Raw genomic sequence first — 26,157 nt, 5'->3', positions numbered from 1 at the left:
AGAAATATCGGCCATGAAAGGGTTAATCGGGAGGTCAAATCCAATCGGTGGAAAGTGGACATTTTAAATCGGTGCTGACAACATCGGGGAAGCATTGGTTTGAACACGCTCAAAAGACTTTCAGCACATTGCCTGAGTGGTTGCTGCTTAATTGCGTTAGCCACTGCATCTACGACAGTGCAGGCTACACAGCCCACATCCTATCCGAAAGCCAAGAAAGAGCTGGTTAAACTCTATCAAGGCAAGTTGAAGGATCAAACAACCATTTATTGTGAAGCACCGATCAAATGGCAAGGCAAAAAAGGGCTTCCAGAACTGGATAGGATTGGGTATCAGGTACGGAAGCAACCAACCCGGGCAAACAGGATTGAATGGGAGCATGTCATGCCGGCCTACAACATTGCTCGCCAAGGGAATCTTGCCTGCTGGAAGGAGGGTGGCCGGAAGAACTGTAGTAAAAATGACCCCTGGTTCAGAAAGGCGGAAGCCGATATGCATAATCTCTTCCCGTCCATAGGCGAGGTTAATGGAGACCGTTCTAACTACCGATTCAGCGCGTGGAGGGGAAATCCTGGAATGGATATGTATGGCAATTGCCCAATGAAAATTGACTTCAAAAATAAGCAGGCTGAGCCGCCTGATGGAGCCAAAGGAACTGCGGCGCGGGCATATCTCTACATGTCGGACCAGTACGGTATATCACTTTCTAAAGAACAGTCCCGGCTACTCTCGGCCTGGGATCGGATGTATCCGGCGACTAAGCATGAATGCGCGAGACACTCCGAGGTCGCAAAAGTTATGGGCGTTCAGAATCAGTATGTGGTTCGATCCTGCGGCAAATAGGGGAGGTCTTGAATGGATAATGCGGAAAAACAGTTAGTCCTGGATGTGCTGGCAAGAAAGGATAAGCTTGAGCAGGTGTTGCGGAAATGTTCACTGCCTGAGGTTTTTGCCATGGGAAACCGGATCACCAAAATAGGGCAGCAGCGCAAAACCCGGGAGATGGAAAGGGAGCTTGAGAAAAGCGCGAGAAAAATCAGGGAGCTAATAGCGAAAGAAGGTCTGCCTGAGCTGGATTGATTTATATTTCTTATTCAGTACCATAGAAAAGAGTGTGTGGATTGCCTCGCTCTTTTCTAGGTTTCATTATGTTGACAGAAAAACAGAATCTTCAAAGTGTATCGGCAAGGCCAGGCCGTAAAATCATTAATGTCAAGAATGGACAATATTGCGCTGAATATTTAAAACGAGCACTGGTTAATGATGAGGGGGAACGATTTGTTGCTCTTATCAAAGATGAGCATAAAAATTCATTAGGATACAAGGATAAGATCGGACGTCTTCTCATGGAGGAATGTATTTTTCAAAAGGAAGATTTTATTCTTGATATAAATTACGAACTTTTTGAAGAGTTTATACGCGAATACTTAACTGCTGAAGGTCGGAAAAAAATGCTGTCCGGAGCCAGGCAATTAAAATATATCGAAGGGGATCGATACAAGAATACTCATCGGCTGAAAGTTAATATCAATAATTATGAACGAATTATCAATAATTCTGCTTCGTTAGGTATGACTATTGATGATTATTTAGAGTATGTTATTGACAAGGCATCAGAGCAGATTGATAATTAGAAACAGGTTATGTTTCTACTCGCTCGATACCCATTAACGCAATAGTTTAAATACTATTGCGTTTTTTTGATGCAAGACAAGTGTTACGTTTCCATTCTATGATAGATTTTGTTATGGGACGATCCTGCTATTAATTCCTTATCCGGCCGGCGCAAGCCAGATTAAAACGGGTTATGTGCAGGATCATCCACCAAATTCCAATTGCTACTTTAAGTTGAAGGAGTCATTAAAGTGAGCAAAAATCTAGCAGTTATAATGGTTCTTCTAGCGATGATAGGATGCCAGAAGGATGAATACTATTATCGTGATAAATATAACCGAAGCTGAAGCAAAAGCTAGAGAATGCAATTCTAATAGATTTACGGTAGATGAACTTGACGAGGAATGTCAGGCAGCACTGACTGTCATGACTGAGCGCGTACTTAGATCGTCAATAGAAATAAAAAAAGATAAAGATGGAAACATAGAATGGCGTAGTGAGTGGTAGTTGCCCATTATTTGATTAAATGTTATTTGATTTTATATATACACAGATGAATACGTTAATTTGTTTGTGATAGCCAACAATATTGAATGTGTTGGGTATTTGTAGTAGTAATAAGGGATGATCATGTCTGAGTCTACATTCGAGAAAAACACAAAGAACACAACTGGACTTTGTGCAAAATGGTTAGAAAAGTTTGATCTTTTATCGAAAATTGGGGCGGATGAAAAATTTATTTTTTCTGCCGTGAAAAGTCCAGCGTTCAAAGAACTTTCATTTAAAGAAAAGCAAAAGGTAACTTTTAACTGGTTAGCTTTTATTTTTGGACCTTTCTATTACTTCAGCAAAAGGATGTGGCTTAAAGGTTCAATAATTCTAGGTTCAATCTGGATTTTCAGTGGCATTTTCTCATTGATTGAAACTGTTTTAGGTTTAAGCCTGCCTAGTGTCCTGCTTTGGGTTATTCCATATGTAATCTGTGCGCAATTGGCAAATTACGATTACTATAAGTTCATTACTAAGAATGAAGTAATGTGGCCGAAAATGTCAAAGGTGTTCAGCAATCAAAAGGGCATTGCTGGTTATCTTGTCGGCTCCTTTATTTTTCTATTATTAACTCTTGGAGCCTTTAGTTCTGGAGTACCGGAATGTGGTAGTTCAGAAGCAACAGATCTAGTTGTGCAAATTGCACAAGACAAGTTGAAGGTTTATGGAGCTTTAGCTAATAACTTAGACATGTCTGTTAAGTCGATAAGAACAACATCTACCAATGAGCAAACAGGATCCTATCAATGTGCCGCAGACATGGAGGTTACAGGAGTTAATGGAACCCGTTCGTTTCCTATAAAATATACAATTGAGTTGACTGACAATGGTGATGAGTTCTACGTAAACGTATTTGGGTTATAAAAAACCTCTTGTGGGCGTGAACTATTTACACGCCCACCTAGTTGATTGTAGTAGTAACAAATGTAGCTAATAAATCTGCCTACAAGTCAAAAACAACTCTAGCCTATTTCTTGAGATACTCTTAGTAACTTAGATTAATTTAATTATATATAATAATTCTGTATTCGATTCCCGAAAAACGATAGTTACAAAAATCGTGTATTTTCATGATAAAAAGGTTCAATCAGAAAATATCGGTATCTCCCGTTCAGAGAAGCTACACGACAAAGTCATTGGAGTAGTCATCTACAGAATGCGGTATCAACAGGGTTGAAACATGACCGATCTGGGCTAGCCTGTAGGGGGATTGTGCTTAGCCATAGATGGAAGAAAATGACTACGAATAGCAGTAATAAAGTAAAAAACCTAAATGAGGAGCAAACGGTCTTAGCTGAATATGACTTGCCATCAAAGAAGTATCGGCCTGTAGATCCTGATAACTGGCAGAGTATTGTTCAGTGGCATGGTTTTGAAAATTCGATAACAGATGAAAATACTGGCAGTATTTATCCGGAAGATTTTGAGGATGAACACAATAAAAAAATGATACGCGCCTACTCAAAATACTTCACCAGATATTTCCTTATCTATCAAAATAAAATTGCTGGAATATTTGCTATACCATCCTATGAATCCATTTCGTCAGGCAGCCGCAGTTTAATGGTGATAGAGGGGCTATATATCCTGCCTGAATATCGAAATATGAGTTTTTCTAAACTGATTTTACAGGATATCTATAATTTAGCCTGTTCAATTAACATGGCCGGCATTAGACTTCAGACTGAATACCAATGGAAATCAGCTGTAAATTTTTATCTCCACAATGGTTACTGGCTACTTCACTGGAATGATGGCCTTAATTTTGTGCGAATGAAAAGCTTACCGGATTATAAAGTTGTGGAAAGCGATAGCTGGTTAAAGCTCTATGTACAAAATGATAGGAGTTATTTTCCTCTGATTTCTGTTCGAAATGATGGAGATTGTCTTCACTGGATAGAGCATGAGTGGGGCGAAAAGAATGAAGATTTACGGGTGACCGCTGAAACAACATTGTCTTTACATCTGGCCATCAGGGGTTGGCCTTTGGTGAGAGCGGGGGAGTATAAAGTGACACATGGCGATTGTGGAGGTCCTGAAGCCTTTGCAACGCAGCTTGCTTTTTGGAAGACTCCTATGAATGAGATGTGAAAATGGCAGGAGCACATAGAATTAATAAATGCACCAGGGGGAGAGGGAGCCGATCTGATGATAAGCCCGAGAAAATTGTGATATTAAATGTGCTGAAACGGCTTTAAACCAGCCTTCCAGCGATCATAATCCCATTGGTAATATCCATGAGAGCCATCTTCATTGACTGGGCAGGTCTGCCCTCTTAGCCATTCATAAAAAGGCTTCTGTTCATGCTCTGGCAGGTCTTCTATCACAGGCCATTTACGTTCTGATTTTTCAGTCATCGGGAGTCTCCATGCAGGATCAGGGTATCTAAAATTTCTTCGTTTTCTTGCATAGGATAGACATCTTGCCCAAAGAGGCGGCGAGATTTTAAAATCTTCCTGTCATCCTGATAAATAAAATTACCCTCATATTCATGATCAGTAGGGTTTTTGAATAACGTTGCCCTCTCCAGTTGACTAACTATATCAAAGCCTTGTTCATACGCCCGAACCATAACATGTAGATCGTCAGGATGCTTGGAAAGGTGTTGAATTAGTTCTTTTATGGTCACATTATTACTCCCTTCTCATGTCAGAGAGTGAATGAACTACCCCGTATGTAGTAGTTCAAACCAGTGTCTGAACGATAAAGGTGGGATTGCTCAGCTATTTACTGTTTTGTCCCCTACATAGTCCCTGTACATAACAAGCTGTTCAATGCTTATTGATTTATAACTGGATCTCCAGATGGGGGAGTTACAGGGACACCCTCGCCATCTATGATTTCCTTTACTTTGGTATAATGTTTGTCACCTTCAATAGATGAACAGCGATCCTTATACCTACTTGCAGCTCGTTCAATTGCAGAGGGCATATTTGCTGTTGGATGGACATAGTCAGGAGAAACTTCGCGTTGTTTGGCTTCAATTTCCTTTGATTCTAGGTAAATTACATGCGCTGACACATTGATTATTTTCTGAGCTGAGTGCTCCTGACGCATCATTTGGAGACTTCTATTATCAGCTACAGGGCGAATTGCTGTAGCGATCGCATGTTTACATTTCTTGAGGCCTGTTGGCGTCTTGAGATCAGGTTCGTCTTTATCATGACTCATGCTGCCACTCCTTATGGGTTGTACAGAATTGGTAAGGATAGACCAGACTGACAACTCTTCCAGCTTGAGAGGTCGAGATTATTGTACAGCACCTAACGCTTGCTTCAGCCGCGCCGCCGACGGCGGAGTCGGGTGTTGGGGCGTAGCCCTGTAACGAACTGGAACCATTTGTTAGGCTTTGCCGAATACACTGCGAGCTATTTCCATGAAAAATGGATAGTTATCGCTATTTGTAGGAATGGTGTTAGTCATTACGATCTGGTGTGCTGTTACCAGCATATTTCTTGACTTAATAACACCTGGACAATCTAAAACTATTGCTACTCCCATAGTTCTAGAATCTCTGCTTTTCTGCCAGTAGGTTTGATATTTCTTTAGAAAGTCATGACATATAGCATGTGCTTTATTTCCTAGCTCAATGTCATCATTTGCTTCTAGCAAACCCAGATCAGAATTTACTACTTTGGATATAGATAAAACCAAGATACCTTTTGAAGTAGCTGGATGTTTACTTGTTTTATATCGTTTTCGTAGCTGAGTTAAACCTTCTTTGATTCTCTTTTGAATTTGATTTCTTGATTTCAAACGTTTGCATTCAACAAAGATATCACCTGAAGGTAAATTTACCTTTAAATCGGCATCATGTCCAAAATCTATGGGTAAATTCTGTTTTGCAAATTTTGAGGCTATTGATAGCTCAAAACCAATATCTCTACCTGATCTATTGGCCTTGTCTTCTGAAAAGAATTCATTACCTTTTAAAGAATTATTTAGCCTTTTAACTAAATCTGCATCGTTAAGATTGTTGAGACCTTCATGTATTCTCATTAATTCTGCGACTTCATGAGATGCATTCATCCAAACAGGAAAAGAATAAACATCAGAAGATTTTTCCAAATCATCTAGGATTTGAAGCTTAGCAAGATCTGAATATATTTTTTTGTATTTTGCAATTCTGGTTTTTGAGTAATTTACACTAATTCGTTCTAGCCAATCACACGCTTCGTCTAAATATCTTGAAACTTCAACAAAGGAAGATGAATCAAAAATGTGCTTCAACAGTCATTCCAACAAGTTAAGAAAATATGAAATATATTACTACTTTTCCACAAAAATCTCAGACTTACTTTGTATTTTGCAGGGGTTAAAAAGCCTAAGGAACCTGCGATTAAGTCCCCAATAATAAGCTAATCTCCACTCAGCCCTTGCCGGAGATTAGCCATGGAACAACAGCTCAGCTTTTCTGACGCTGAATTCACTCAAAAGCGTCGACAGACCACGGCAAGATCATGAAGCCCCTTGCCCCGCAAGGACTTCAGCCAGAAACGCTGTGCTTCGTGAAGCCTTTTTCTGCTTCAGATCACAAATACCTGAGACGCTACCGCCCGCCAACTTCATACAACCATTGTTGGAACGGCATTATCTTGTTTATAGTGATCAAACCTAGGTGTTATGTCCTTACTTGTAATGTAAAGCGTGATCTTACTGAAAAAATGTCACTTTTGTGATTGTTGTAAATACTTTTTGTTAGATGCCAGGTTTGAGAATTCTCGATCACACCCCCCGCACTGTTGTTAGAGGCGGCATATCTTGTATCGCATGATATGGACGTTGCATTTTCCTGAAACGCGGTAGCATGAATGTGAGTGTCCAGTGTGGCAAGCCGGGTGCTAATGGGCACGGTGTCATTGTCAGAAATTGACGGTGTCAATAGGCGTTAGGCGCTAACGCTAGCGCTGCGGTAAAATTACCGCACTAGGCTTGACATAATGACCGGTACGTGTTCTAACTGCTATTAAGAAACATAATTGTTATTATGTGTCATAATGAAAAAGGGCGGTACTCCATGGAAAATAAGCTGCGATCTTTGCGTATAGCGTTTGGCGCTAACGTAGAAGACGCCCGTTTCACACCGTCAGAAATTGACAGACTTAGGTGACGCCGGTCTTTTTAACCGTTGGGTGCAAACGGTTGCAATCTGCACCCCTTCGACCGGCATTTCATCTAAACAAGAAGTGGATATAACCATGCGCAAACCTCAGAGCCTAGTGATCGACTTGGCCGACAATGTACTATCCAATCTTATTGTGTTGATGCCACTGATTACCTGGGTTTTTTTTAACGGGTACGACAGTGTACCTGTTCTCCTTTTCACATCTTGGTATTTACTGGGTGCCATCCGGTCAGTCAATGTTTTAGAGTTTTCTCTCCCTCCGGGTGTCTGGACGTTCCCCAAGCTACTTAAACCCCGGACCTTCATGTTCGTGACGTGGCATGCGATGCGGTGGATCTGGCTACTGGAGGACTTCAAGAAATTGCACGGCGCGTATCCTTGTCGCAAGCCCCGTGGTGGCAACCGGCAGCCAAACCATGACTGACGATCGGCTACCCTCACACCATGGCACGTTATCCGGGTCGCTGGTTACGGCGCGGGCACCCTTGTCGGATCAGGACATTCATGAACGGCTGAAACACTGGATGTCCTATGCCGGCCGTGCCCTGGCGAAGAACACCTTGCTGGCCATCGAGTCGGACTGGAAGGTTTTCTGCGCCTTCTGTGCAGTTCGTAGTCTCCGACCGCTTCCGGCTGATCGGACAACGGTTGAACAGTTCCTGAGATACATGGCGTCATCCCGCGCCACCACTACCCTTGGGCGTTACCTGTCATCGATCTCCACGTTGCACCAGGTTGCCGGTCTTGATAATCCTTGCATTACCATGGAGGTCAAATATACCTTGCAGGAAATCCGGCGGAATTACGGAACGGCGCCAAGACAGGCACACCCGCTCCGGCTGGAACACCTGGAACAGCTGACCTCACATTACACGGATATTGACAGCCTGACGGCGCGACGGGATATTGCCCTGCTCAGTGTCGCCTATGACGCCATGCTTCGAACGTCGGAGATATGTACGGTAAAAGTCTCTGATCTGTCCATATCTGACGACGGCACAGGGATTGTTCATCTCACCCACAGCAAGACTGACCAGGCCGGACAAGGCGCTGAACTGTTCCTGTCAGATCAAACCGTGGCGCTGGTCGGTGAGTGGCTTGAAGCCGCTAACATAGACAGCGGCGCCCTCTTTCGTGGCATCAAACGACCGTTCGGAAAGCAGGAAATCATTCAGGATCGGGCTATCAGCCGGTCCACTGCCTACCGGATTTTTCGGTCAGCGTCCGAAATGCTTGGCGGCGAGCCCTGGTCGGGGCACTCGACCCGGGTTGGTGCCGCGCAGGATCTGGTTGAGGCCAACATGGATACCGCAGCCATTCAACAGGCAGGCCGCTGGGCTTCCAGCCAAATGGTACACCGGTATTCCAGAAAGATTACTGCCGGCCGCTCGGCCATGGCTAAATTCAGGCAGTCCAGAAAGGATAATAACGATTAATGTAGGTATATTACTGTAATTAATGCTACAGTAATATTATGAACTTTTATAACCGCGAAACTGAACTAGCTCTGCTACAGGACTGGAGCCAGGCAGCAGCCACACATCATTCTGGCCATATGTCACTGGTCGTAGGTCGGCGGAGGGTAGGAAAGACTGCTCTTCTGAACCGTGCATTCCGTGACTCCCCCTGTCTATACCTGTTTATTTCCCGAAAACAGGAATCCCTGCTGTGTGAAGAGTTCACAGATCAGATACGAGCAACCCTCGATATCCCGGTTTTTGGCAAGCCATCCCGGTTACGGGAAATTATGGAAATCCTGCTCCAGTACAGTCAGTCAAATCCGCTGACAGTCATTCTTGATGAGTTTCAGGATCTCTATCGGGTCAACAAAGGCTTTTTTTCCGAGTTGCAGGATCTTTGGGATCGCTATAAACCAAAATCTCACATGCACCTGATTTGCTGCGGCTCACTCTACAGTCTGATGACGCGTATTTTTCAGGATCAACGTGAGCCATTGTTTGGTAGGGCGGATCACCGGATTAACCTGCAACCATTGAAACCCCGGTATATTGCCGAACTACTCAAAGATACTGATCGTTTCTGTCCGGAACGTCTATTGAGCTGGTATATGCTCAGCGGTGGCGTTCCAAAGTATCTGGAATGGTTGTCGGATGCAGATAAAGGGACGGACATCTGGCCTAGTCTGGTTAATGAACACAGCCTGATTCTTGAAGAAGGACATTACCGGCTTGCGGAGGAATTTGGCCCCGAACACGGTATCTATTTTTCCATCATGGGCGCCATTGCTTCAGGTAAGACTAGTAGGCCTGAGATTGAATCGGTTTTGGAAACATCGGTTGGGCCTCATCTCGAACGCCTTGAGAACGATTTCGATATCCTCAGTCGCCATACGCCAGTGCTGGCGAATCCTGGTACCAGGCTTCTGCGGTACCGGATTCGGGATGCATTTCTGGCTTTCTGGTTCCGGTTTATTTATCGCTATCGCAGCGCGATTGAGATTGGGAACTATGCCTTTATCTGTCAGATCATTGAGCGGGATTACCCAACATGGAGCGGATTATGGCTGGAGCAGATTATTCGCGAATACATGGCTGACAGCGGTAAATTTAGTTTGATCGGCAGCTACTGGGAGCGTGGTAACCAGAATGAGATTGATATCGTTGCTTTGAATGAACTGGATAAAACAGCCATCATTGCTGAAGTCAAACGTAATCCTGCCAATATTCGCCTCTCCAGACTTGAGGAAAAATCCCTTCGGCTACGCCAGAAGCTGAAAGGCTATTCAGTTGAGTTAAAGGGTTATTCGATGTCGGACCTTGAGGTTATCACTGACGCGGAAGAAAAGTGGTGAGAGGTTGTCAGGGGCAGTCGGTGCTTTTGAGCGGATAACACCCTGAACAACCATTAGAGCAGGTGGGGGAGGAGGTGATATTGTCCATTATTGACAATTATGATTGTATAAATCCCCTCTCAAATTCAAATGACAGGGAGGGGAATCCAGTCTCAGGCTTTCACGGTTGCCAGATACTCATCGTCGAGTTTCTTGTGTTCAGCATCTGACTTGCCCAGAAGTGATGCCAATGTCTGCGGATCCTTCACGTCGGAGTCGTCATCAGTGACAGCGTATTCCTTCAGTAAAGCTGCAATCTCTTCCGCCTTACCCTTGCTGTGCGCGGCTTTCATTGCACGGCGAGCATCATTGACAATACTTCTTCCTAGCTTTATCAATTTATTCTGCCACTGGAAATTGATATTCGACCTGTTCGATGAATCCATTTCCCCAGACAACCACAAAACATCGACCTTCCTGATCAGCTTATCCATTTCGGACAACAGATTGAGTACTACTCTGGCCTCTGGAGAATAGACGCGAACCTCGGCCTCAAACGGATCACTGTAACGAACCTCCTCAACGATGCCACATGAGGTCATGAGTTCATCAACCTGTGCCATGTCTGCACTCATTTCGGCCTTGAGCTTGTCAATTTTTCCCCGTACCACATCCATTAATGTCGTTGACATCTTCTGATCAGCAACTACTGCCAAAACGACATCAATCGTAAACAGAGCCCCTAATGAACGGAACATCTCACGCCCAAAGACTCGTCTGGCAGGTAGAGACTTAATGGAAAGCGGATATGGAAGATATGGACGGGTACCACGAAAACTCTTTTTTTTCCTGACTGGTGTGCTGTCATCTTTAGCTGACTGACTCTCTGCGGCTGGTACCGGCTGCAATAACGGGGTTTCAGCTTTTTCTGCCAGCATGGAATGAGTATTAGATTGTGATTGGGTCATGGGGCTGTCCTGTTTCGATTGGCTCCCCTCTTATACCCGTTTTTGACCGCCGTTTTTCCCGATTGGTTCAACATTGTTGAACGGTGAAAAGAAACTTATTGTGTTTGGCAGTGAAGTTGACCAGCATCAAAATATCCAATTGGGATCAGATTTACGGGCGTTCAAAAATACTGTATTTTCAGGTTTCTTCCTGACTCTTAGCAGAGTCGAAGAGCAACCGACATGGGTTCGGTTGTTGTCATTCCTGCATGAGTTCGGAATGGCCGGGCACCTCGAAGCTCGTATATAAATCGACTTTAATGGCATTCGTCAGAATGCACCCAGATAACCCAATCTGGGATCGCTCTACCATCAAACCACAACTGTATCTGTATGTTTTGCATACGGTACTTTGTTGCATCCTAAATCGACCTACCCTGTGCAGGACACACATTTCTCCTGCAAGGGAGTCATTGTGCCTGCACGTTTCACAACGGAGTAAGCACAATGTTTGGCGAATTTGAGAGTTATATTGCCTTTTTAATCATCATCATCGGCTTTTCTTGGGCACACTTGTTCGTAGGTTCCGATAAGACTGAACCGGCGGACTCAGCTGTCAGAAAACCTATGGCAAAGAAAACGACCCCAGAGGTTAAGAGAGTGAGCGAGTCAGATTCTGACTTCGTTCCCGCTTCTGACCTGCGTATCACCTATGAGCCAGCGCACCCAATGGGTATTGCTGACTGGAGTATCTATGATGCTCCAACTTATCTGCGCAAACCGACTTTCAAGGCATGATCTGATCATGTTCTGATAGTCCGACGTTCTCACGCCCCCGGGGGATAACCATTTCCCTATCGGGTGGTGGTTATCTCCTTTTTGGAGAATCCCACCATGCAGGCAATTAATCCCGTTGATCTCAAGCGAGATTTGCTCGCTGTTGATTATGCTTTCTACTCAATTTTGGCGGAGGAAACCGGCAGACCCCTCGCAAGAAGGCGTCCTGTTGAGTGTCAGCCCAGCCATATTGAGCTGGCCAAATCGTTGTTTGATGACGCGAAACGGCCAAGCATGGTCGATGTGATAGCCCTTTTGCTCAACTGATATATCACCCATTGGGGTACAACACCCCCTTTGGGGACATGTTGTGCTCCATATTTCCCAATTAGGAGTTCAATCATGTCCAATCAAGTGCAGGCTTCTCCAGAAGCCAACAAATCTGTCCTGGTTCGTTTCGCTGAACGCTATCAGTGTGATGCGAAAAAAATTCAGGATGCGTTGATCAACACCGTGTTCAAGCCCCGTCCGGGCGACACGGTATCCCCGATAGACCAGATGGCGTTTCTGATCCTTTGTGATCGTTACAACCTGGACCCTTTCTGCAAGGAAATATACCCGATGCCGGATCCCCGGTCGGGAAGGTACATTCCCATTGTTGGCGTAGATGGATGGTTCAAGATTGCATCAAGCAATCCGAGTCATAACGGCCATTCGTTCACCTACTGCGACACCACCACACGTCCCGATGGGGATGCAAAGGAGTGTCCAGAATGGATTGAATGCACCATCTACCGCCGTGATTGGGAACATCCCGTTTCCGTGAGGGAGTATTTGTCAGAGGCTTATCGCCCCGCCTTCAAAGGCAAGCGAGGCCCATGGCAGACACATACCATACGGATGCTCAGGCACAAGGCGTTTACGCAGTGCTGCCGGCAGGTATATGGCATTGGTGGTATCTACGAAGAAGACGAAGGTCAGCGCATTATTGAGGCTGGCAACGCTGAAGTCGTGATACCAGAACCAGTGGTCTACAGCCCAGCTCAGGTAGTTGAAGCTGAACCTACTCAGGTAGTTGAAGCTGAACCTGCTCTGGTAGTTGAAGCTGAACCTGCTCCGGTAGTTGAAGCTGAACCTGCTCAGGTAGTTGAAGCTGAACCTGCTCTGGTAGTTGAAGCTGAAACTGCTCCGGTAGTTGAGTCTCAAATCGAAGAAAGGAAATTAACCTTTATCAAAAATGTCATTTCCTACGGGCGACAGAAGGGTTCTTGGGCAGCAGCCGAGGAGACTTTCAGAGATCGCCTGAAGAATGACGCTAACGCGCTTGCGTTTGCGCTCAATGAGCTGCGTACTGCACAAGCTGCCTAACCTTGCCTCGGGGCTTCCGGTTTCCATTTTTGAAATGGAAGCTGGTTGCCAGGCTTTTTTTGAGGATATATATGAAATTTCTAATCAGAAACTTCGGGGATGATCAGCATTGTGATACCCCTGAAAGCGTCATCCAAACGCTACATGATAGATATGCAGGCAAATCGGTTAGCGTCATAAAAACAGTACCTAGCGGAATGCAAAGTGTGTTTTATGTTGATGTCCCGAACGACCCGTCACTGTCAATTTTTGACAGTTTCACGGGGCTGCTTGTCAGTACCGAGACCCTGATTCACTGAATCATTGTCTTTTTCTAACCCCACAAGGGATATTTCCCTTTGGGGGCAATATCCCGAACTTGAGGATATTGCGATGAGAATAATTAACGTGGCTCAACGCACGCCTGCCTGGTATGCCTGGAGACAGGATGGCATTTCGGCGTCGGATGCGCCGGTGCTCATGGGGATCAGTCCCTACAAAACGCTTTGGCAGCTATGGGCAGAGAAGAAAGGTGTTATCACACCACCTGATCTGTCTAAAAATCCCCATGTGCAGAGAGGTATTGCACAAGAGGATGAAGCCAGAGAGGAAGCAGAGAGTCAGCTTGGCATGTCGCCACTGCTGCCCCTTTGCATTGAGCATGATGATCACCACTTCCTTAAAGCGTCTCTTGATGGGCTTTCGGTCGATGACCAGATTGTTGAACTGAAGTGTCCAGCGGAGAAAACGTATGAGGATGTGTTGAATAACAAGGCGAAATCTGAAGCCTTTCAAATGTATTTTGCGCAAGTGCAGTTTCAGCTTTTGGTTGCTGATGTAACCACCGGCTGGCTTTGCTTCTATTGCAAAGGAAAGCCACTGCTCAAGTGCCGGATACAGAGGGACGACAACTATATTGAATCCCTTCTTGAAAGAGCCATGGACTTCATCATGATGGTGAAAAATGACATTGAGCCTGAAAAGGATCCTGAACGTGACATTCTCATTCCAAGTTCCGATTTGGAAAGATGGGATGATTGCGCGGTCAGGTATTGCCAGGTTAAACGTCAGATTGAGCCCCTGGAGGCAACGCTCAAAGAGCTTGCCAAAGAGGAAAAGGCAGTCAAAAAGGAACTCACAGAACTTCTTGGAACATTCCATAAAGGAAAGTATTCAGGTGTTCAGGTCACCAAGACCGTGCGTTCCGACGTTGTTGACTGGAAAGCTGTGTGCTTCGCTCTCTGCGAATCACATGGAATAACACTGACAGACAGTGACCTGGCGGAATTTTCCCGCCCGGGTGCAGTGTCAATCAGAGTAACTGCGAGTAGAGAGGCTATCAGCAATCTTGGTGTCACCGATCCGGAGATACCCGATACGCCGCCGGCCACTCTTCCCCCGCAACCACCGCAAGGTGAGGTGAGGACATTCTTCTTTTAGAAGATTACGCCTTTACCGATTAAAGCCCAGATAACCCTATCTGGTTCGCTCTACCATCACACCACATGTGTAACTGTATGTTTTGCATACGGCCGCATTGTGTCTTTTTACCGCCCACGGGGTATGTCAGATAACCCCGTCCGGGGGTATCTGCATCCTCGTTTCTGAGGATAGAACCATGATCTCTTATAATGAAAACAGAACCACCGCTCTGATCGATGTAGCTGAAACCTTCGGTCTTCCCGAGGCTAACGGCTTATTCATGGAGGGTTTTCTGGAATCCGATCATCCGGCAATACCCAACATTGATGCGGGCTATGTGTTCCGAAAAGAACAGTTCCGTGACGTGTATGGTTTTCTGGAAGATCCGGATGGCGATGGATTCTATATCCATGGTCCAACTGGTTGTGGCAAGACATCGTTGATTCGTCAGATTGCAGCTCGCCTGCACTGGCCGGTTCAGGATGTTACCTGTCACGGTAGAATGGAGTTGTCTGACCTTGTTGGGCAGCACACGCTGGTCAATGGTTCCATGCAGTTCATGTATGGACCTCTGGCGAACGCTGTTAAACATGGACACATCTTGATTCTGAATGAAATCGATCTCGTTGACCCCAGCGAGCTGGCAGGACTTAACGGCATCCTTGAAGGTTCGCCTTTGATCATCGCCTCGAATGGTGGAGAGGTTATTACTCCCCACGAAAAATTCAGGGTGGTGGCGACGGCAAACTCAAATGGCGCCGGTGATTCCTCTGGCTTGTACCAAGGGGTTCTCCGTCAGAATGGTGCTTTTATGGATCGTTTTTCCTTACTGGAGGCTACTTATCCGGATGAGGAAATCGAATCTTTCATTCTGGCCAAATCCGCAGGTGCTTTGCCCGAGGAACTTCGCCAGAAAATGATCAGCGTAGCCAACGAGGTTCGCAGGATCTTCATTGGTGAAGCGGATAGCGATATTTCCCTGAGTGTCACGTTTTCCACCCGGACCCTGGTTCGGTGGGCACGCAAGACGCTGCGGGTACGCTCTCCAGCCAACCCAAACGCCATTGAGTACGCCCTGTTCCGAAGCCTGACTGCTCGGGCTGAAGAAGAGGAGCGAATTGCTATTCATCAAATTGCCAAGGATATCTTTGGCGATCACTGGGCTTAACAGCCTTTAATACCAACCCATGAGCGGGTGCCTATTCCCGCCAGGGAGTCGTGCATTCGCTCATCCCATCAGGTGACTGCAATGAACGACATTTTTGATATCTATCGATTCGATAATGGTGATGGTACGTCGAAAGACTGGGGGTGCTGCTTTGGTAGTGGCCCCAGCAATACCAAATCACCGTTAACGGTGATCTACGGTGCAACGGGAAAACGTATGCGCTGTAAATCAATCGACGCTAGTAACGCAGAAATGAGTCGTAGAGCCAACGCCAAGGAAATGAAGGGGTATCAATTTATTGGCCAGGGTCGTGTTGATCGTAACACCGGCCTGCTGTCCATGATTGACGATAGCCCTGCACCGGAGCTGGCCTCTGCTCAACAGAAGCTCGTGTATGTACAGCTAACAGGGAAGCTGGCTGGCCTTGAGTGGCAAAAGTTTGTTCGTGTTCTTGAGCACGTCAAAAGCAGATTGCCCGATGGGTATCAGGCAGAAATGCCGTTATCCAAAGGCACAACTGACGCACTCTTAACGTTTGATGATGGCCAATCCATCCGTTTTGAAAATGATCAGAGGGGTGGTTTTACCCTCGATTGTTGCTCATTTCAGGTGGTGTCGATGCTGTTTCTTCTGGCTCTGAGCATGGAGCTAAGGGCTGCATTCGACCGGAACATCATCAATATTGTTGATGATGATGGCAATTTTGTTTGTCCCGAAAACCTCAAGGAAGAAGACCGTTTCTTCCAGGAGCATTTCGGTATCACCGTGAACAGTTCTTCGTCGTTGAAAGATATAGCAATTGACCTGGGGTTACTGACCAGGCCAATCGATCTTTCTGCAATCGAGAGCTCCGTTCCCGTCTACTTCTTCTGATCACACTTCCCTAACGGGGCAAATCAAGCCCCATAGGGGTCATGGTTTGTCCCTTCTGTATGAGGCTCAAACCATGCAATACAAAGACGTTCTTAACAAAATCGACGCGATAAACGTCGAATGTTCCATTTGGTCTGGGCGCCGTAGCCTGAAGGCCGAGGACATCGCTATTTCAAGCGATGACCTTCCCGGTCGTGATGTGGTTTCACTGGGCGCCAAGAAGATCTGCAATCCTGATGATCTTCGGGTCTTCCAGAAACTACGCAAGAAGGCGGATAGAGTCTGTGATGGCTTTGGTATCAGGTTCATGGGTGGTTATGCCATTCCCGTGTCCGTTTCTGACAAGGTTGTATCTGAGCTTGCGCAGATAAAAACCGAGTTTGAAGATGCCCTGGAACATTTCTGCACGCATTACAACCAGTCGATTGATGACTGGATCACCAAGCACCCCTCCTTTGAGGATGCGTTGAAGAAGGCGGTTTTGCCGCTTTCCGTGGTCAGGAACAAATTCCTGTTTGACTATGCCGTATACAAGGTTGAAGGCAGCGCAACAGCGCCGCAACAACTGGAGCGGCAGGTCGGTCGCATGGGCGGCACACTGTTTGACGAAATAGCGAAGGAAGCCGGCGATTGTCTCAACCAGACATTCGTAGGGCGATCCCAGCTAGGCCAGAAAACACTGTCTCCCATCAAGCGGTTGCTCACGAAGCTGGAATGTCTGTCATTCCTGGATTCAAAGGCACTCGTGATTTGCGATTACATCAGGAACCTCCTGGGAACACTGCCGAAAACCGGTCCTATTGTTGGCCAGCAGTTCTCTGAAGTTATTGGGCTGATGTTCATCCTGTCCGACAAGGACAAGATGATTGCGTATGCCGAAGCAAACTCCAACGGGGTTTGTGTCAGCCAGCCTCAGATAGTTTTACCGGAAGCACCGGCTCCAGTCGTTTCGACTGTTGCCGTACCCGATGTCCCATTGTCAGAAATTGACAAGGGGATGCCGGATGCAGAACCGGAGCCTGAGAAAAAGATTGAGCCTGCCAGCATCCCTGATGCGCCGGCACAACAATCTTCTGTGTTCTATTTCTAACCCACCCATGACGGGACCTTTCCCGTCTGGGAAGGGTCTCTGTCGTCGATTACAGATGGAGACTCATCATGAAATACAACCCTAATTGCGTCATGAACGCGCTGCCCATCGTGGCAACATCGCTCGGCAACAAGTTCGGGGTAAAAATCAGGGTATGTGGTAGTGACGCCTATACAGATGGCGAAACCATCACGATTCCTGCGTTTGATCCTAAATCGAAGAAGGAGGCGGAGCTGGTCTGGGGTTATCTCGCACATGAGGCAGCTCATGTCCGATACACCGACTGGAAGGCCGTTCCTGCCAATAGTAAGAGCCCAATTCTGCAACATATCCTCAATATCATTGAGGATGTCAGGATTGAAAAGGAAATGGCCAAGCCCTTCCCTGGTACACGAAACACGATCACGAAACTTTTCGAGGATTTTGTGTTGAGTGGAAAGATGGAGGCGCCCAAGCCGGACGATCACCCCGCCGCCATACTGAGCAGTTATCTGTTGACTCACCTGAGAAGTACCGTTTTGGCCCAAGCTTGCCTTGAGCCGCTGGCGGAACTCTCGCGTGATGCACTGGAAAGCTGCTTTACGGCGGGCATGGTTGTGAGACTTGATGTGTTGCTTGAACAGGTTGAACGCTTAGCCAGCACTGGAGAGGCGCGAGATCTGGCAAAACGCATCTTGAAAATGATAAAGGATGATCTGAAGCAGCAAGCCCAACAGAGCAACCAGGCTGGCCAGAATGACCAGAGTGGAAACCAAGGCAACCAAGCTGGCCAGAGTGACCAGAGTGGAAGCCAAGGCAACCAAGCTGGCCAGAATGACCAGAGTGGAAGCCAAGGCAACCAAGACGGCCAGAATGACCAGAGTGGATTGGAAAATGCTATACGGGAACTGCTTTCAGCGGATAAGGGTGCTCTTCCAGAGGATTTCTTCAGCCGGATTGCTGATGAAATGATCTCAAAATCGGAAAATGCCCCTGATGATCTAGCTTACGACTATGGTTCACCCAAAGTAGGCATTTTGCCTGCTGGTAGAAATACCGGCTCTGATTTGCTGAAAAAGGTGCGTTCCGAGTCTGCGAAGCTGTCAGCGCAACTGCATGGCATCATCCAGGCTGAAACGATGAGCAAGGCTAGAAGTGCGAGTAGTGGCAGAAGGCTTTCTGGTCCCAGATTGACGCGCATTCTGACTGGTGACAGTCGGGTGTTTGAACGTCGGTCAGAAGGGATCAAGCCCAATGCTGCTGTCCATTTTAGCCTGGATGTATCTGGCTCTATGAGCAATAAAGTCACAAGCGACTCTATGGTTACTCTCCTTGATGTAGCCAAAGAATGCCTGTTGGCGTTATCAATTGCTCTGGAACGGATACCTGGCGTCAACATTGGCTCCAGCTCATTTCCGGGACAATTTTATGAGCACAATGTAAATTGCATCATGCCGCACGGTCAGTCATCGAAGATGGCTGCTGATGTTTTGACTCGTGTACATACCTCTGGTTGTACACCCATGCACTACGGTATGTGGCACGGATTGCAGCAGCTCATGCTTCAACCTGAACCACGGAAAATCCTGTTCATCATTACAGATGGCGAACCGGACGATCCTGATGCTGTTCACTCACTGGTCAAGCGATGTGCCCGTTCGGGTATAGAGCTTGTTGGTATAGGAATAGGACAATATGCGTCTTATGTTAAGACGCTGTTTCCTGTTGCAGAGGTGGTGTTGGACGTAACCCAATTGAAAAAGGTCATGTTCAATATTTCCAAATCCTTATTAAAGGCTGCATAGCCTCATTTCATAACCCCTACGGGATGTAATTTATCCCGGAGGGATAGGTTGCATCCCTTTTTTTTGAGGATGCAATCATGCTTAAAACACGTTGCACTGATACGTTTGACATGTTTTCGGAGCAATTAATCACTTTGGCGGCCTTTGATAACGGTAACACCGGTATTAAAAGGAAACCCAAGTCTAATTCTAAAAGGATCACGTATCCTGATCCGGAAGCAAATCAAATTGACTTGCTTGATATTCTCCTGGGCCTTAAATCTGAAGACACAACGGTTAATGGTGGCAACACCTTTACCTGGGGTGATTCAGATATTCTGGCAATGAGAGAAGCACTGCTTCTTGACTCTCTCAGGGTATTTCTTGATGCGCGAACCGGTAGGGACACGAAAGAGGATGTGGCAGGCTGGATGATGTCAGATGACATGCATCCTTTCTGCTTCACACTCTGCTGTGAGAGCTGTCTGGTTTGCCCGCAAGAGCTACGTGAAAAGGTCAAGGATCTCGTCGTTCGGGTTCATAAGCGAATCTGGGATTACTGCTGATGTAACCGGTTGTCACCGGTAAACCTTCCTTCCCATCGGGGTTTCACTATTCCCGATGGGGAGTAGTGACTCCGCTTTTTTGGAGTTCTGTAATGACTGTTGATACGACACAGGCGCTGGCTGAAGCTGTCTGCACGGCTCTAACCTGCGCATTTAGTGAGGAGATGGCTCCGGTTGATCAGGCAACACTGAAACTGCGGAATGATATGGTTGAAGCCATTATTCAACACGCAGTATCAGCGTTCGGAACGGATAGCCCATTTGTTATGGATGCTGAAACGTCATGCGGACTCATGCCAGATATTGTGGCACGACATTCAATTGACAAGGGGCGCGAAATTAATGAGAACGGCCAGGCCGGTGACATCTGTTTCGACTGGCTGTTCCATAACATGATCCTGTTTTACGACAAAGAAAAGGACTTGTGGGTTGATAACAAAACCCCTGAGTTAGTGGATTTGTCATATGAAAACAAAAACGGTTGGCCTGTTGATGATGACGGATATATGTATGGTCTCTTGACGCATATTTCCCGAATCTGATTCCAGTCCTTTCTTAATTATTGATTCAAGCCAGTTTTCACGACTGGCTTGATTGCAATAATCACTTAAGGGGTATTAACGATGTTTATTGACTATCGAACGGTACAGGATCACGCCCGGGGTCAATGGCTGGATATTTTCAGATCACTGGCACCGGCGTTGGATGACGCCGTCAGCAAAAATGGCAGGCACGTTCGCTGCCCGAATCCGCAACATGACAGCCCTGACGGGTTTCGATTGTTCAAGGATTCGAATGAGACAGGTGGTGGAATCTGTAGCAGTTGTGGTTCGTTTGCAGGAGGTATCAGCCTGCTGCAATGGGTCAATGACTGGGACTTCAAAACTACCATTAACCAACTGGCCGGCCATCTCAACCTGACCAGTCAGGATACGGTCAAACCTGTACAAAGGAGCGTTCAACAGGTTCACAGACCGCTATCGGATGAGGAAAAGAAGAAAGGCGAGCAACGCAAGAAACAGATGAATGCCATCTGGCAGGAATCCCTACCTCTTGAGCACGCTGAATCTGAAGTAGGTCGTATGTATTTCGTGCGACGTGGTTTTTCGGCAACACGGCATATTGTCGGCCTGAAACCCGTTATCCGATTTCATCCGGCCATGCCCTATTACCATGAAGGTACGTGCCAGGGAAATATGCCCTGTCTGGTATCACTGGTGAGCGACAAAGCGGGGAAACCCGTCACGTTGCATCGCACCTTTCTGGACAAAGAAGGCAAAAAGTTATCGCCAAACGCATTCCCATGGAAAGAGAGTGCGCCATCAGCGAAGAAGATAATGCCATTACCCCCCGGGGTATCAATGACAGGTGGTGCTATCCGGATCGGTGAGCCTGGCGCCATTTTAGGCGTAGCGGAGGGAATTGAGACGGCATTGGCCGTTTCAGTCACCACCGGGCAAACCGTCTGGCCCTGCGTCAGCGCATCCATGCTCCAGAAATTCATACCGCCTGCCGGTGTTAGGGAAATCTGGATCTGGTGTGACCTTGATCGTTCTAAAGCGGGCGTTAAAGCGGCGCATGCCCTGAAAAGCCAACTGACGAACAAAGGGATACAGTGCAGGGTTAATGTTCCACCCATGCCGTTGGTTGATGGCGAGAAGAGCCGGGACTGGGCTGATGTCATGACTGCCATGGGGCGAATGGGTTTTCCCGCATTTCGCACCCACTAAGGAGGAAATATGGATATGTCAGGCTGCTTTTCAGCCGCAGTGATTGAAACCGATATTGGTGCGAGCAATTCCTGCCCATTCTCCCCGCCCCCGGGCTGGGAGGGAGGGCGAGAGGAATACCTCGTACTCATGCGACACCGGCTGAAAACGCTGGATTGGGGGCAGAGGATTCTGTGCTGCGCCCGCTTTGCCAGCCATTCACCCATTAAAATAAAGGGTCAGTTTTTTCTTGAGGCCAACGAAATCTTGTCAGCCTTGAGAATGTGATCCCCCCTGAGAAACCGGTCCTTGTGGCCGGTTTTTTCTTTATATCGTTCAACAATATTGAACCAATCGGGAAAAATTAATTTTCAAGAAAGGCACAATAGCCAAAACGTTTCAGCAAGATGTATTCATGTCATTATTTCCTCAACGGTATATGCAGTTTCTACTGCTGATGCTTTGCATGGCAGGTATTTCCTTTACATGCCTTGTATACGCTTCTCAAACCAATGACACGGGATCGTCCCTGTCCAGTAACTACTTTGACGACAAGGAACAGGGCTGGTTCTGGTACAAAATTGACATTGAGCCAGAAGAACAAAAAGAGCCTGAAACGGTTACCCCCTCCCCTGCCCCTGTTGAGCCGCCACCTCCCCATACCAAAGAACCTGAACAGGCGCTGGAACCTGAACCTTTATCGGTTGAATGGTTGCGTGAGCAGATGCCCATTTATCTGGATAAGGCGATCGATAATCCTACTCTTGAGAATGTTCGCGCCTATAAATTTCTTGAACGGGTGGCAATGGACAAGTCCTCCCGATTCGCTGAAGTGAGCACCAGAGTTGTTTTAGGCGATCCCCTGCTGGATGAAACGGCTCGCCGGCCAGTATCCGATTTCGCTGCCAAAGCCTATAACCAAAAGAGCAGTACTGAAACCGACAACCTGCTTCGCTCCATAGCAGCGAACAAAGGGATATTTTTCTTTTTTCTCTCTTCTTGTTCATTCTGCGAGAAACAAGTCCCGTTGTTGCAGAACCTGGAACGCTTATACGGCTTCACCGTGCAAGCTATCTCCATTGATGGTCTACCAATGCCCAGCGGCGCCTATCCAGATTTCCTGGCTGACAACGGTCAGGCGCGAATGCTTAACATTCAGGCAACCCCTGCCCTGTTTCTTGCCGACCCCGCCACCTCACAACTCGAACCGATAGGCCAAGGACTATTGTCATTTTCTGACATTAAGAACCGCATAACCACAGCTGCACTTCGCGCAGGCTGGATATCCGAAGAAGAACTGGATGAATCCCGTCCACTCAACAACATCATGCGTACTGATCGTGGATTGGAGTCGATTCCGAACGTCCCACCGGTTTTCATGGATCTCATTAATAGAACAGGGGCCTCTGTCGAATGAAAAAGTGCCTTGCTGTAGCAATATCGATAACGCTTGCACTCTCGCCCAGCTACCTACATGCCGGTCTGGAGAGTTCTCTCAAGGATATGTTTGGCTCCATGACGAATACGACCAACCCGTCAGCCTATCAAGGCCAGACTAGAGGCGTATTGTCAGGTGGCGCTTTCCATGCCCGAAACAAAATCATGGACTCGAATCTGCTGGCGATGTCACCTCCCGGGTTCAGTGCTGGTTGCGGCGGCATCGACATGTACGGGGGGGCATTCTCCTTCATCAACAAAGACCAGATGATCCAAATGATGCGTAGCATTGCATCCAATGCCCTTGCCTATGGCTTTAACGTCGCGTTCTCGACGATCTGCAAACCCTGCCAGCAAACGGTGGAGGAATTGCGAAATATCGCCAGTGAAGTGAATAGCCTGAACATTAACTCCTGTGAACTGGCCAGCGGCGGGATACCGGCCACATGGGATCGAATCTCGACCGCAACCACCAACATTTCCTCCTCTCTGGATAACATGGTCTCGGGCTATGGCGACATGTTTGAGTCCAGCGGCCAGACAGAAAACAAAGAGCCCGTCGAAATTCAGAAGGCTAACAATCCCACTGAGTATGCAAAAACCGTCACCGGGAATGTCGTCTGGCGCATTATCAACGAGCAACAGCTCAACAAATGGTTTGTATCTAACCAAAACTCGGACATGCTCGAAGCAGTTATGTCACTCACTGGAACAATCGTCAAAGAGGATCTTCAGGACAACGGTGATGGCAAGGGGAAATCTAACCCGATCAGGCCTTATTTCGGCACGATCTCTGCTGAAAACCTGCTGGCAGGTGGTGAACTTAAAATTTATGACTGCCAGAAACAGGATGCCAATGGTTGCCTGAATCCTAAAGTAAAAACAGTCGATGTTAAGGGAATGCGTACCTTTGTTGCTGAGATGTTGGTCGATGGCCCTAACAGTATTCTTGAGCACTTCCGCACGAATAAACCCGTGACCAACGAACATACTAAAGCCTTCATGGTGAACGCACCTGCCCAGGTGGGCGCTATGCTCCGTAACCTGTCCACAATTGACGTTGATGTTGCCAATGACTTTGGTAGTTTCGCTTCCCCCATTATCGCGCTATCGCTGGTTGATGGTTATGTACGCCAAGTCGCTAACACCACGCTCCAGGTGCTGTCATACAGCTCTGACCCTGATGCCGACAAAGCCTATAAACAGGTTTCCGAGCGAATTGAGGCTATCCATTCAGAATTAGCCTCACTCTATGATCACTATGGTCGGCTCAGCGATGTTCGGGATGAGTATGGCAAGCACATGACCTATCTGAAAATGAAAGGGTATCTCTACTCTGGCAGCTCTAATACAGCTCAACCTAACAGCAAACCTGCAACTACTGGCAACATCTGAGGCAACCGATGATCTGGGATATCTATTCTGTTGGAGATAGCAATTTTCTGTATGCTGTGTTCAATGGCGTTGCTATGGTGGTGAACGATGACGGTTTCCGTTCCATGGTCGTACTGGGCGCCTTGCTTGGAGTGATAGGGCTCTCGTTTCACGGACTATCTCAGGGCGGGAAGTTCCCTGAGTTTCAGCATCTCCTGATAGGGTTCATCATCATTTATGGCGGGTTTTACACCACTACGTCGGTTGCCATTCACGACGTTTACACCAATGAGGTTAAGCGGGTCGATAATGTGCCACTGGCCTTTGCTGCTGGCAGTATAGTCACCCAGGCTGGCCGATTTTTAACGGAGAAGTTCGAACAGGGCTTCTCGACAGCGACGATGAGTAACTACGGTTTTGTTGATCCCCTTTCGGTCCTGGCTACTGTTCGCCAGTCCACAATGTACAACATGGGGATGGCAGAAGCCTTAACCACCTCTCCAACCAACAACCTTCAGGCATCCTGGCATAACTACATCAAGGAATGCACCTTGGTAGGTATCGACATCGGTGAGAAAACCCCCAAAGACGTCTATTTTGCGTCAGATTTTGTTGAAGGCCTGCGGTTTGACCATAACGTGTATGGTACAGAAATCTATCTTGGCCAGCGCGAATACAAAACCTGCAAGGAAGCCTACCCTCTGCTAAAAAACGCCACCACAGGGACAACAGCAGGCAACATCTTCACTACCCTCGGTAAACACCTGAGCCTACAGCCTGGGGAAACACCAAAGGATCGGCTCGGCAAAGCGATTCAGTCTCTAGGGTTATCGGCAGAAAATGCACAGAAATACGTGCTGGCATCGACGCTTGAACCTGTTTTTTTTGACGCTGCTCACGCCAAATACATCGAGTATCGCCAACCCGCATATGCAGCTATGGTCAATGATGCCATTAACCAGCGCAATACCCAGTGGGCAGCGGAAGGCTCACTGTTCATGAATATTGTCCGACCAATGATGGCGTTCATGGAATCGTTTGTCTTCGCCATTACGCCACTGGCTGCATTCCTGGTGGTGACCGGATCAAAAGGCGTACAACTCGCTGGCAAATACCTGATTTTGTTGATCTGGATACAGCTGTGGCAACCGCTTCTGGCTGTCGTGAATCTCTATATTCTCACTGTTGCAGGCAATGAACTGATCGCCTTATCAGCAGGCTCGGGCTTTGCTTCTCTGGCTTCTATCCAGATGGCAGACAAAACACTCCAGACATGGCTTTCCATGGGGGGGATGATGGCTGCGTCTATACCGGCATTATCACTGATGCTGATTTACGGTTCTGCAGTAACGGCTACGTCTCTGATGGGACGCATGCAAGGTGGCGATTTCATCAATGAGAAAAAGGTATCGCCTGACACCATGAATGCCCCGCCGGTTCTGAACCACAATATTGGATGGTCAGGCAACCAGACTACCGGCTTCTACGGAAATGGTACACCCGACGCAGTTTCCTCTTTATCGACCTTAAATCCCGCTTAACCTTGGGAATGTGAGCAAGCTGGCCGTACTTTTGGCAACAGAGTACAGTTTTTGCACAAAACGC

At 47.1% G+C, this 26,157-nt stretch carries 28 protein-coding genes; 23 read left to right on the top strand and 5 right to left on the bottom strand.

The annotated features are described in order from the left end of the window. Window positions 1-99 precede the first annotated feature (99 nt). The 6 genes from ABD892_RS08490 (at window position 100) to ABD892_RS08465 (ending at window position 4,254) form a co-directional block, all read left to right on the top strand. Window positions 100-843, top strand: coding sequence for an endonuclease (locus ABD892_RS08490; protein WP_345195071.1), 744 nt, complete (start codon window positions 100-102; stop codon window positions 841-843). Window positions 844-855: 12 nt separating this feature from the next. Further along, on the top strand, window positions 856-1,080 hold the full coding sequence (locus tag ABD892_RS08485) for a hypothetical protein (protein ID WP_345195070.1): 225 nt from the start codon (window positions 856-858) through the stop codon (window positions 1,078-1,080). 68 nt (window positions 1,081-1,148) lie between these two features. Continuing rightward, window positions 1,149-1,634, top strand: coding sequence for a hypothetical protein (locus ABD892_RS08480; protein ID WP_345195069.1), 486 nt, complete (start codon window positions 1,149-1,151; stop codon window positions 1,632-1,634). Between the two features lie 289 nt (window positions 1,635-1,923). Further along, window positions 1,924-2,121: a hypothetical protein gene (locus tag ABD892_RS08475; RefSeq protein ID WP_345195068.1), complete on the top strand. Its 198-nt coding sequence runs from the start codon at window positions 1,924-1,926 to the stop codon at window positions 2,119-2,121. 123 nt (window positions 2,122-2,244) lie between these two features. Continuing rightward, complete coding sequence (locus ABD892_RS08470; protein ID WP_345195067.1) at window positions 2,245-3,027, top strand: DUF2628 domain-containing protein; 783 nt, start codon at window positions 2,245-2,247, stop codon at window positions 3,025-3,027. 372 nt (window positions 3,028-3,399) lie between these two features. Further along, window positions 3,400-4,254 (top strand): GNAT family N-acetyltransferase, encoded by an 855-nt coding sequence (locus tag ABD892_RS08465; RefSeq protein ID WP_345195066.1) that lies wholly within the window; start codon window positions 3,400-3,402, stop codon window positions 4,252-4,254. An 83-nt stretch (window positions 4,255-4,337) separates the two neighbouring features. Here the strand turns inward: ABD892_RS08465 and ABD892_RS08460 are convergent, their stop codons facing one another. The 4 genes from ABD892_RS08460 to ABD892_RS08445 form a co-directional block, all read right to left on the bottom strand. After that, complete coding sequence (locus tag ABD892_RS08460; protein ID WP_345195065.1) at window positions 4,338-4,520, bottom strand: hypothetical protein; 183 nt, start codon at window positions 4,518-4,520, stop codon at window positions 4,338-4,340. After that, the gene (locus tag ABD892_RS08455; protein WP_345195064.1) at window positions 4,517-4,792 is read right to left on the bottom strand and encodes a hypothetical protein; all 276 of its coding nucleotides are present in this window, start codon (window positions 4,790-4,792) and stop codon (window positions 4,517-4,519) included. The genes ABD892_RS08460 and ABD892_RS08455 overlap by 4 nt, the downstream gene beginning before the upstream one ends. A 149-nt stretch (window positions 4,793-4,941) precedes the next feature. After that, window positions 4,942-5,334 carry a hypothetical protein gene (locus ABD892_RS08450; RefSeq protein WP_345195063.1) on the bottom strand — a complete coding sequence of 131 codons (393 nt, stop codon included), beginning with the start codon at window positions 5,332-5,334 and terminating at the stop codon, window positions 4,942-4,944. A 171-nt stretch (window positions 5,335-5,505) separates the two neighbouring features. Beyond that, on the bottom strand, window positions 5,506-6,393 hold the full coding sequence (locus ABD892_RS08445) for a hypothetical protein (protein WP_345195061.1): 888 nt from the start codon (window positions 6,391-6,393) through the stop codon (window positions 5,506-5,508). 1,311 nt (window positions 6,394-7,704) lie between these two features. Between ABD892_RS08445 and ABD892_RS08440 the strand changes: the two genes are divergently transcribed. Both ABD892_RS08440 and ABD892_RS08435 read left to right on the top strand, forming a co-directional pair. Beyond that, entirely contained in the window at window positions 7,705-8,724 is a 1,020-nt protein-coding gene (locus ABD892_RS08440) for a tyrosine-type recombinase/integrase (RefSeq protein WP_345195060.1), read from the top strand. A gap of 38 nt (window positions 8,725-8,762) precedes the next feature. Continuing rightward, a complete protein-coding gene (locus tag ABD892_RS08435; protein WP_345195059.1) occupies window positions 8,763-10,100 on the top strand; it encodes an ATP-binding protein in 1,338 nt (445 codons plus the stop codon). Between the two features lie 152 nt (window positions 10,101-10,252). Here ABD892_RS08435 and ABD892_RS08430 read toward each other — a convergent pair whose 3' ends face one another. Next, the gene (locus tag ABD892_RS08430; RefSeq protein WP_345195058.1) at window positions 10,253-11,047 is read right to left on the bottom strand and encodes a hypothetical protein; all 795 of its coding nucleotides are present in this window, start codon (window positions 11,045-11,047) and stop codon (window positions 10,253-10,255) included. 486 nt (window positions 11,048-11,533) lie between these two features. Between ABD892_RS08430 and ABD892_RS08425 the strand changes: the two genes are divergently transcribed. The 15 genes from ABD892_RS08425 to ABD892_RS08355 all read left to right on the top strand — a co-directional run bounded on the left by ABD892_RS08425 (window position 11,534) and on the right by ABD892_RS08355 (window position 26,093). Further along, window positions 11,534-11,824: a hypothetical protein gene (locus ABD892_RS08425; protein WP_345195056.1), complete on the top strand. Its 291-nt coding sequence runs from the start codon at window positions 11,534-11,536 to the stop codon at window positions 11,822-11,824. Between the two features lie 96 nt (window positions 11,825-11,920). Beyond that, the gene (locus ABD892_RS08420) at window positions 11,921-12,130 is read left to right on the top strand and encodes a hypothetical protein (RefSeq protein ID WP_345195055.1); all 210 of its coding nucleotides are present in this window, start codon (window positions 11,921-11,923) and stop codon (window positions 12,128-12,130) included. Window positions 12,131-12,205: 75 nt separating this feature from the next. Beyond that, window positions 12,206-13,171: a recombinase RecT gene (locus ABD892_RS08415; RefSeq protein WP_345195054.1), complete on the top strand. Its 966-nt coding sequence runs from the start codon at window positions 12,206-12,208 to the stop codon at window positions 13,169-13,171. 372 nt (window positions 13,172-13,543) lie between these two features. After that, window positions 13,544-14,590, top strand: a complete 1,047-nt coding sequence (locus ABD892_RS08410) for a YqaJ viral recombinase family nuclease (RefSeq protein ID WP_345195052.1) — start codon at window positions 13,544-13,546, stop codon at window positions 14,588-14,590. Window positions 14,591-14,768: 178 nt separating this feature from the next. Continuing rightward, complete coding sequence (locus ABD892_RS08405; RefSeq protein ID WP_425559205.1) at window positions 14,769-15,740, top strand: AAA family ATPase; 972 nt, start codon at window positions 14,769-14,771, stop codon at window positions 15,738-15,740. A gap of 81 nt (window positions 15,741-15,821) precedes the next feature. Continuing rightward, window positions 15,822-16,613, top strand: coding sequence for a hypothetical protein (locus tag ABD892_RS08400; RefSeq protein ID WP_345195051.1), 792 nt, complete (start codon window positions 15,822-15,824; stop codon window positions 16,611-16,613). Window positions 16,614-16,686: 73 nt separating this feature from the next. Continuing rightward, a complete protein-coding gene (locus ABD892_RS08395; RefSeq protein ID WP_345195050.1) occupies window positions 16,687-17,703 on the top strand; it encodes a DUF3150 domain-containing protein in 1,017 nt (338 codons plus the stop codon). Between the two features lie 68 nt (window positions 17,704-17,771). After that, the gene (locus ABD892_RS08390; protein ID WP_345195048.1) at window positions 17,772-19,487 is read left to right on the top strand and encodes a VWA domain-containing protein; all 1,716 of its coding nucleotides are present in this window, start codon (window positions 17,772-17,774) and stop codon (window positions 19,485-19,487) included. Between the two features lie 77 nt (window positions 19,488-19,564). After that, window positions 19,565-20,032 (top strand): hypothetical protein, encoded by a 468-nt coding sequence (locus ABD892_RS08385; RefSeq protein WP_345195047.1) that lies wholly within the window; start codon window positions 19,565-19,567, stop codon window positions 20,030-20,032. A gap of 92 nt (window positions 20,033-20,124) precedes the next feature. Next, window positions 20,125-20,574 (top strand): hypothetical protein, encoded by a 450-nt coding sequence (locus ABD892_RS08380; protein ID WP_345195046.1) that lies wholly within the window; start codon window positions 20,125-20,127, stop codon window positions 20,572-20,574. A gap of 81 nt (window positions 20,575-20,655) precedes the next feature. Next, window positions 20,656-21,762: a DUF7146 domain-containing protein gene (locus ABD892_RS08375; RefSeq protein WP_345195045.1), complete on the top strand. Its 1,107-nt coding sequence runs from the start codon at window positions 20,656-20,658 to the stop codon at window positions 21,760-21,762. 15 nt (window positions 21,763-21,777) lie between these two features. Continuing rightward, window positions 21,778-22,029 (top strand): hypothetical protein, encoded by a 252-nt coding sequence (locus ABD892_RS08370; protein WP_345195044.1) that lies wholly within the window; start codon window positions 21,778-21,780, stop codon window positions 22,027-22,029. A gap of 127 nt (window positions 22,030-22,156) precedes the next feature. Further along, a complete protein-coding gene (traF, locus tag ABD892_RS08365; protein WP_345195042.1) occupies window positions 22,157-23,158 on the top strand; it encodes a conjugal transfer protein TraF in 1,002 nt (333 codons plus the stop codon). After that, window positions 23,155-24,573 (top strand): conjugal transfer protein TraH, encoded by a 1,419-nt coding sequence (locus ABD892_RS08360; RefSeq protein WP_345195041.1) that lies wholly within the window; start codon window positions 23,155-23,157, stop codon window positions 24,571-24,573. The genes traF and ABD892_RS08360 overlap by 4 nt, the downstream gene beginning before the upstream one ends. A gap of 8 nt (window positions 24,574-24,581) precedes the next feature. Further along, window positions 24,582-26,093 carry a conjugal transfer protein TraG N-terminal domain-containing protein gene (locus ABD892_RS08355; protein WP_345195039.1) on the top strand — a complete coding sequence of 504 codons (1,512 nt, stop codon included), beginning with the start codon at window positions 24,582-24,584 and terminating at the stop codon, window positions 26,091-26,093. Window positions 26,094-26,157 lie beyond the last annotated feature (64 nt).

Origin of the sequence: Kistimonas scapharcae (genome assembly GCF_039540975.1) — a bacterium.
In the GTDB taxonomy this organism is placed as follows: Bacteria; Pseudomonadota; Gammaproteobacteria; order Pseudomonadales; family Endozoicomonadaceae; genus Kistimonas; species Kistimonas scapharcae.
The sequence above is the reverse complement of the archived record's forward strand: the minus strand, read 5'-3'. Positions and strand labels throughout refer to the sequence as shown.

Excerpts from the sequence above, each read along its gene's own strand:
- ABD892_RS08485 (WP_345195070.1), top strand. The coding sequence starts at position 856 with ATGGATAATGCGGAAAAACAGTTAGTCCTGGATGTGCTGGCAAGAAAG.
- ABD892_RS08480 (WP_345195069.1), top strand. The coding sequence starts at position 1,149 with ATGTTGACAGAAAAACAGAATCTTCAAAGTGTATCGGCAAGGCCAGGC.
- ABD892_RS08475 (WP_345195068.1), top strand. The coding sequence starts at position 1,924 with ATGAATACTATTATCGTGATAAATATAACCGAAGCTGAAGCAAAAGCT.
- ABD892_RS08470 (WP_345195067.1), top strand. The coding sequence starts at position 2,245 with ATGTCTGAGTCTACATTCGAGAAAAACACAAAGAACACAACTGGACTT.
- ABD892_RS08465 (WP_345195066.1), top strand. The coding sequence starts at position 3,400 with ATGACTACGAATAGCAGTAATAAAGTAAAAAACCTAAATGAGGAGCAA.
- ABD892_RS08460 (WP_345195065.1), bottom strand. The coding sequence starts at position 4,520 with ATGACTGAAAAATCAGAACGTAAATGGCCTGTGATAGAAGACCTGCCA.
- ABD892_RS08450 (WP_345195063.1), bottom strand. The coding sequence starts at position 5,334 with ATGAGTCATGATAAAGACGAACCTGATCTCAAGACGCCAACAGGCCTC.
- ABD892_RS08440 (WP_345195060.1), top strand. The coding sequence starts at position 7,705 with ATGACTGACGATCGGCTACCCTCACACCATGGCACGTTATCCGGGTCG.
- ABD892_RS08435 (WP_345195059.1), top strand. The coding sequence starts at position 8,763 with ATGAACTTTTATAACCGCGAAACTGAACTAGCTCTGCTACAGGACTGG.
- ABD892_RS08430 (WP_345195058.1), bottom strand. The coding sequence starts at position 11,047 with ATGACCCAATCACAATCTAATACTCATTCCATGCTGGCAGAAAAAGCT.
- ABD892_RS08425 (WP_345195056.1), top strand. The coding sequence starts at position 11,534 with ATGTTTGGCGAATTTGAGAGTTATATTGCCTTTTTAATCATCATCATC.
- ABD892_RS08420 (WP_345195055.1), top strand. The coding sequence starts at position 11,921 with ATGCAGGCAATTAATCCCGTTGATCTCAAGCGAGATTTGCTCGCTGTT.
- ABD892_RS08415 (WP_345195054.1), top strand. The coding sequence starts at position 12,206 with ATGTCCAATCAAGTGCAGGCTTCTCCAGAAGCCAACAAATCTGTCCTG.
- ABD892_RS08410 (WP_345195052.1), top strand. The coding sequence starts at position 13,544 with ATGAGAATAATTAACGTGGCTCAACGCACGCCTGCCTGGTATGCCTGG.
- ABD892_RS08405 (WP_425559205.1), top strand. The coding sequence starts at position 14,769 with ATGATCTCTTATAATGAAAACAGAACCACCGCTCTGATCGATGTAGCT.
- ABD892_RS08400 (WP_345195051.1), top strand. The coding sequence starts at position 15,822 with ATGAACGACATTTTTGATATCTATCGATTCGATAATGGTGATGGTACG.
- ABD892_RS08395 (WP_345195050.1), top strand. The coding sequence starts at position 16,687 with ATGCAATACAAAGACGTTCTTAACAAAATCGACGCGATAAACGTCGAA.
- ABD892_RS08390 (WP_345195048.1), top strand. The coding sequence starts at position 17,772 with ATGAAATACAACCCTAATTGCGTCATGAACGCGCTGCCCATCGTGGCA.
- ABD892_RS08385 (WP_345195047.1), top strand. The coding sequence starts at position 19,565 with ATGCTTAAAACACGTTGCACTGATACGTTTGACATGTTTTCGGAGCAA.
- ABD892_RS08380 (WP_345195046.1), top strand. The coding sequence starts at position 20,125 with ATGACTGTTGATACGACACAGGCGCTGGCTGAAGCTGTCTGCACGGCT.
- ABD892_RS08375 (WP_345195045.1), top strand. The coding sequence starts at position 20,656 with ATGTTTATTGACTATCGAACGGTACAGGATCACGCCCGGGGTCAATGG.
- ABD892_RS08370 (WP_345195044.1), top strand. The coding sequence starts at position 21,778 with ATGTCAGGCTGCTTTTCAGCCGCAGTGATTGAAACCGATATTGGTGCG.
- traF (WP_345195042.1), top strand. The coding sequence starts at position 22,157 with ATGTCATTATTTCCTCAACGGTATATGCAGTTTCTACTGCTGATGCTT.
- ABD892_RS08360 (WP_345195041.1), top strand. The coding sequence starts at position 23,155 with ATGAAAAAGTGCCTTGCTGTAGCAATATCGATAACGCTTGCACTCTCG.
- ABD892_RS08355 (WP_345195039.1), top strand. The coding sequence starts at position 24,582 with ATGATCTGGGATATCTATTCTGTTGGAGATAGCAATTTTCTGTATGCT.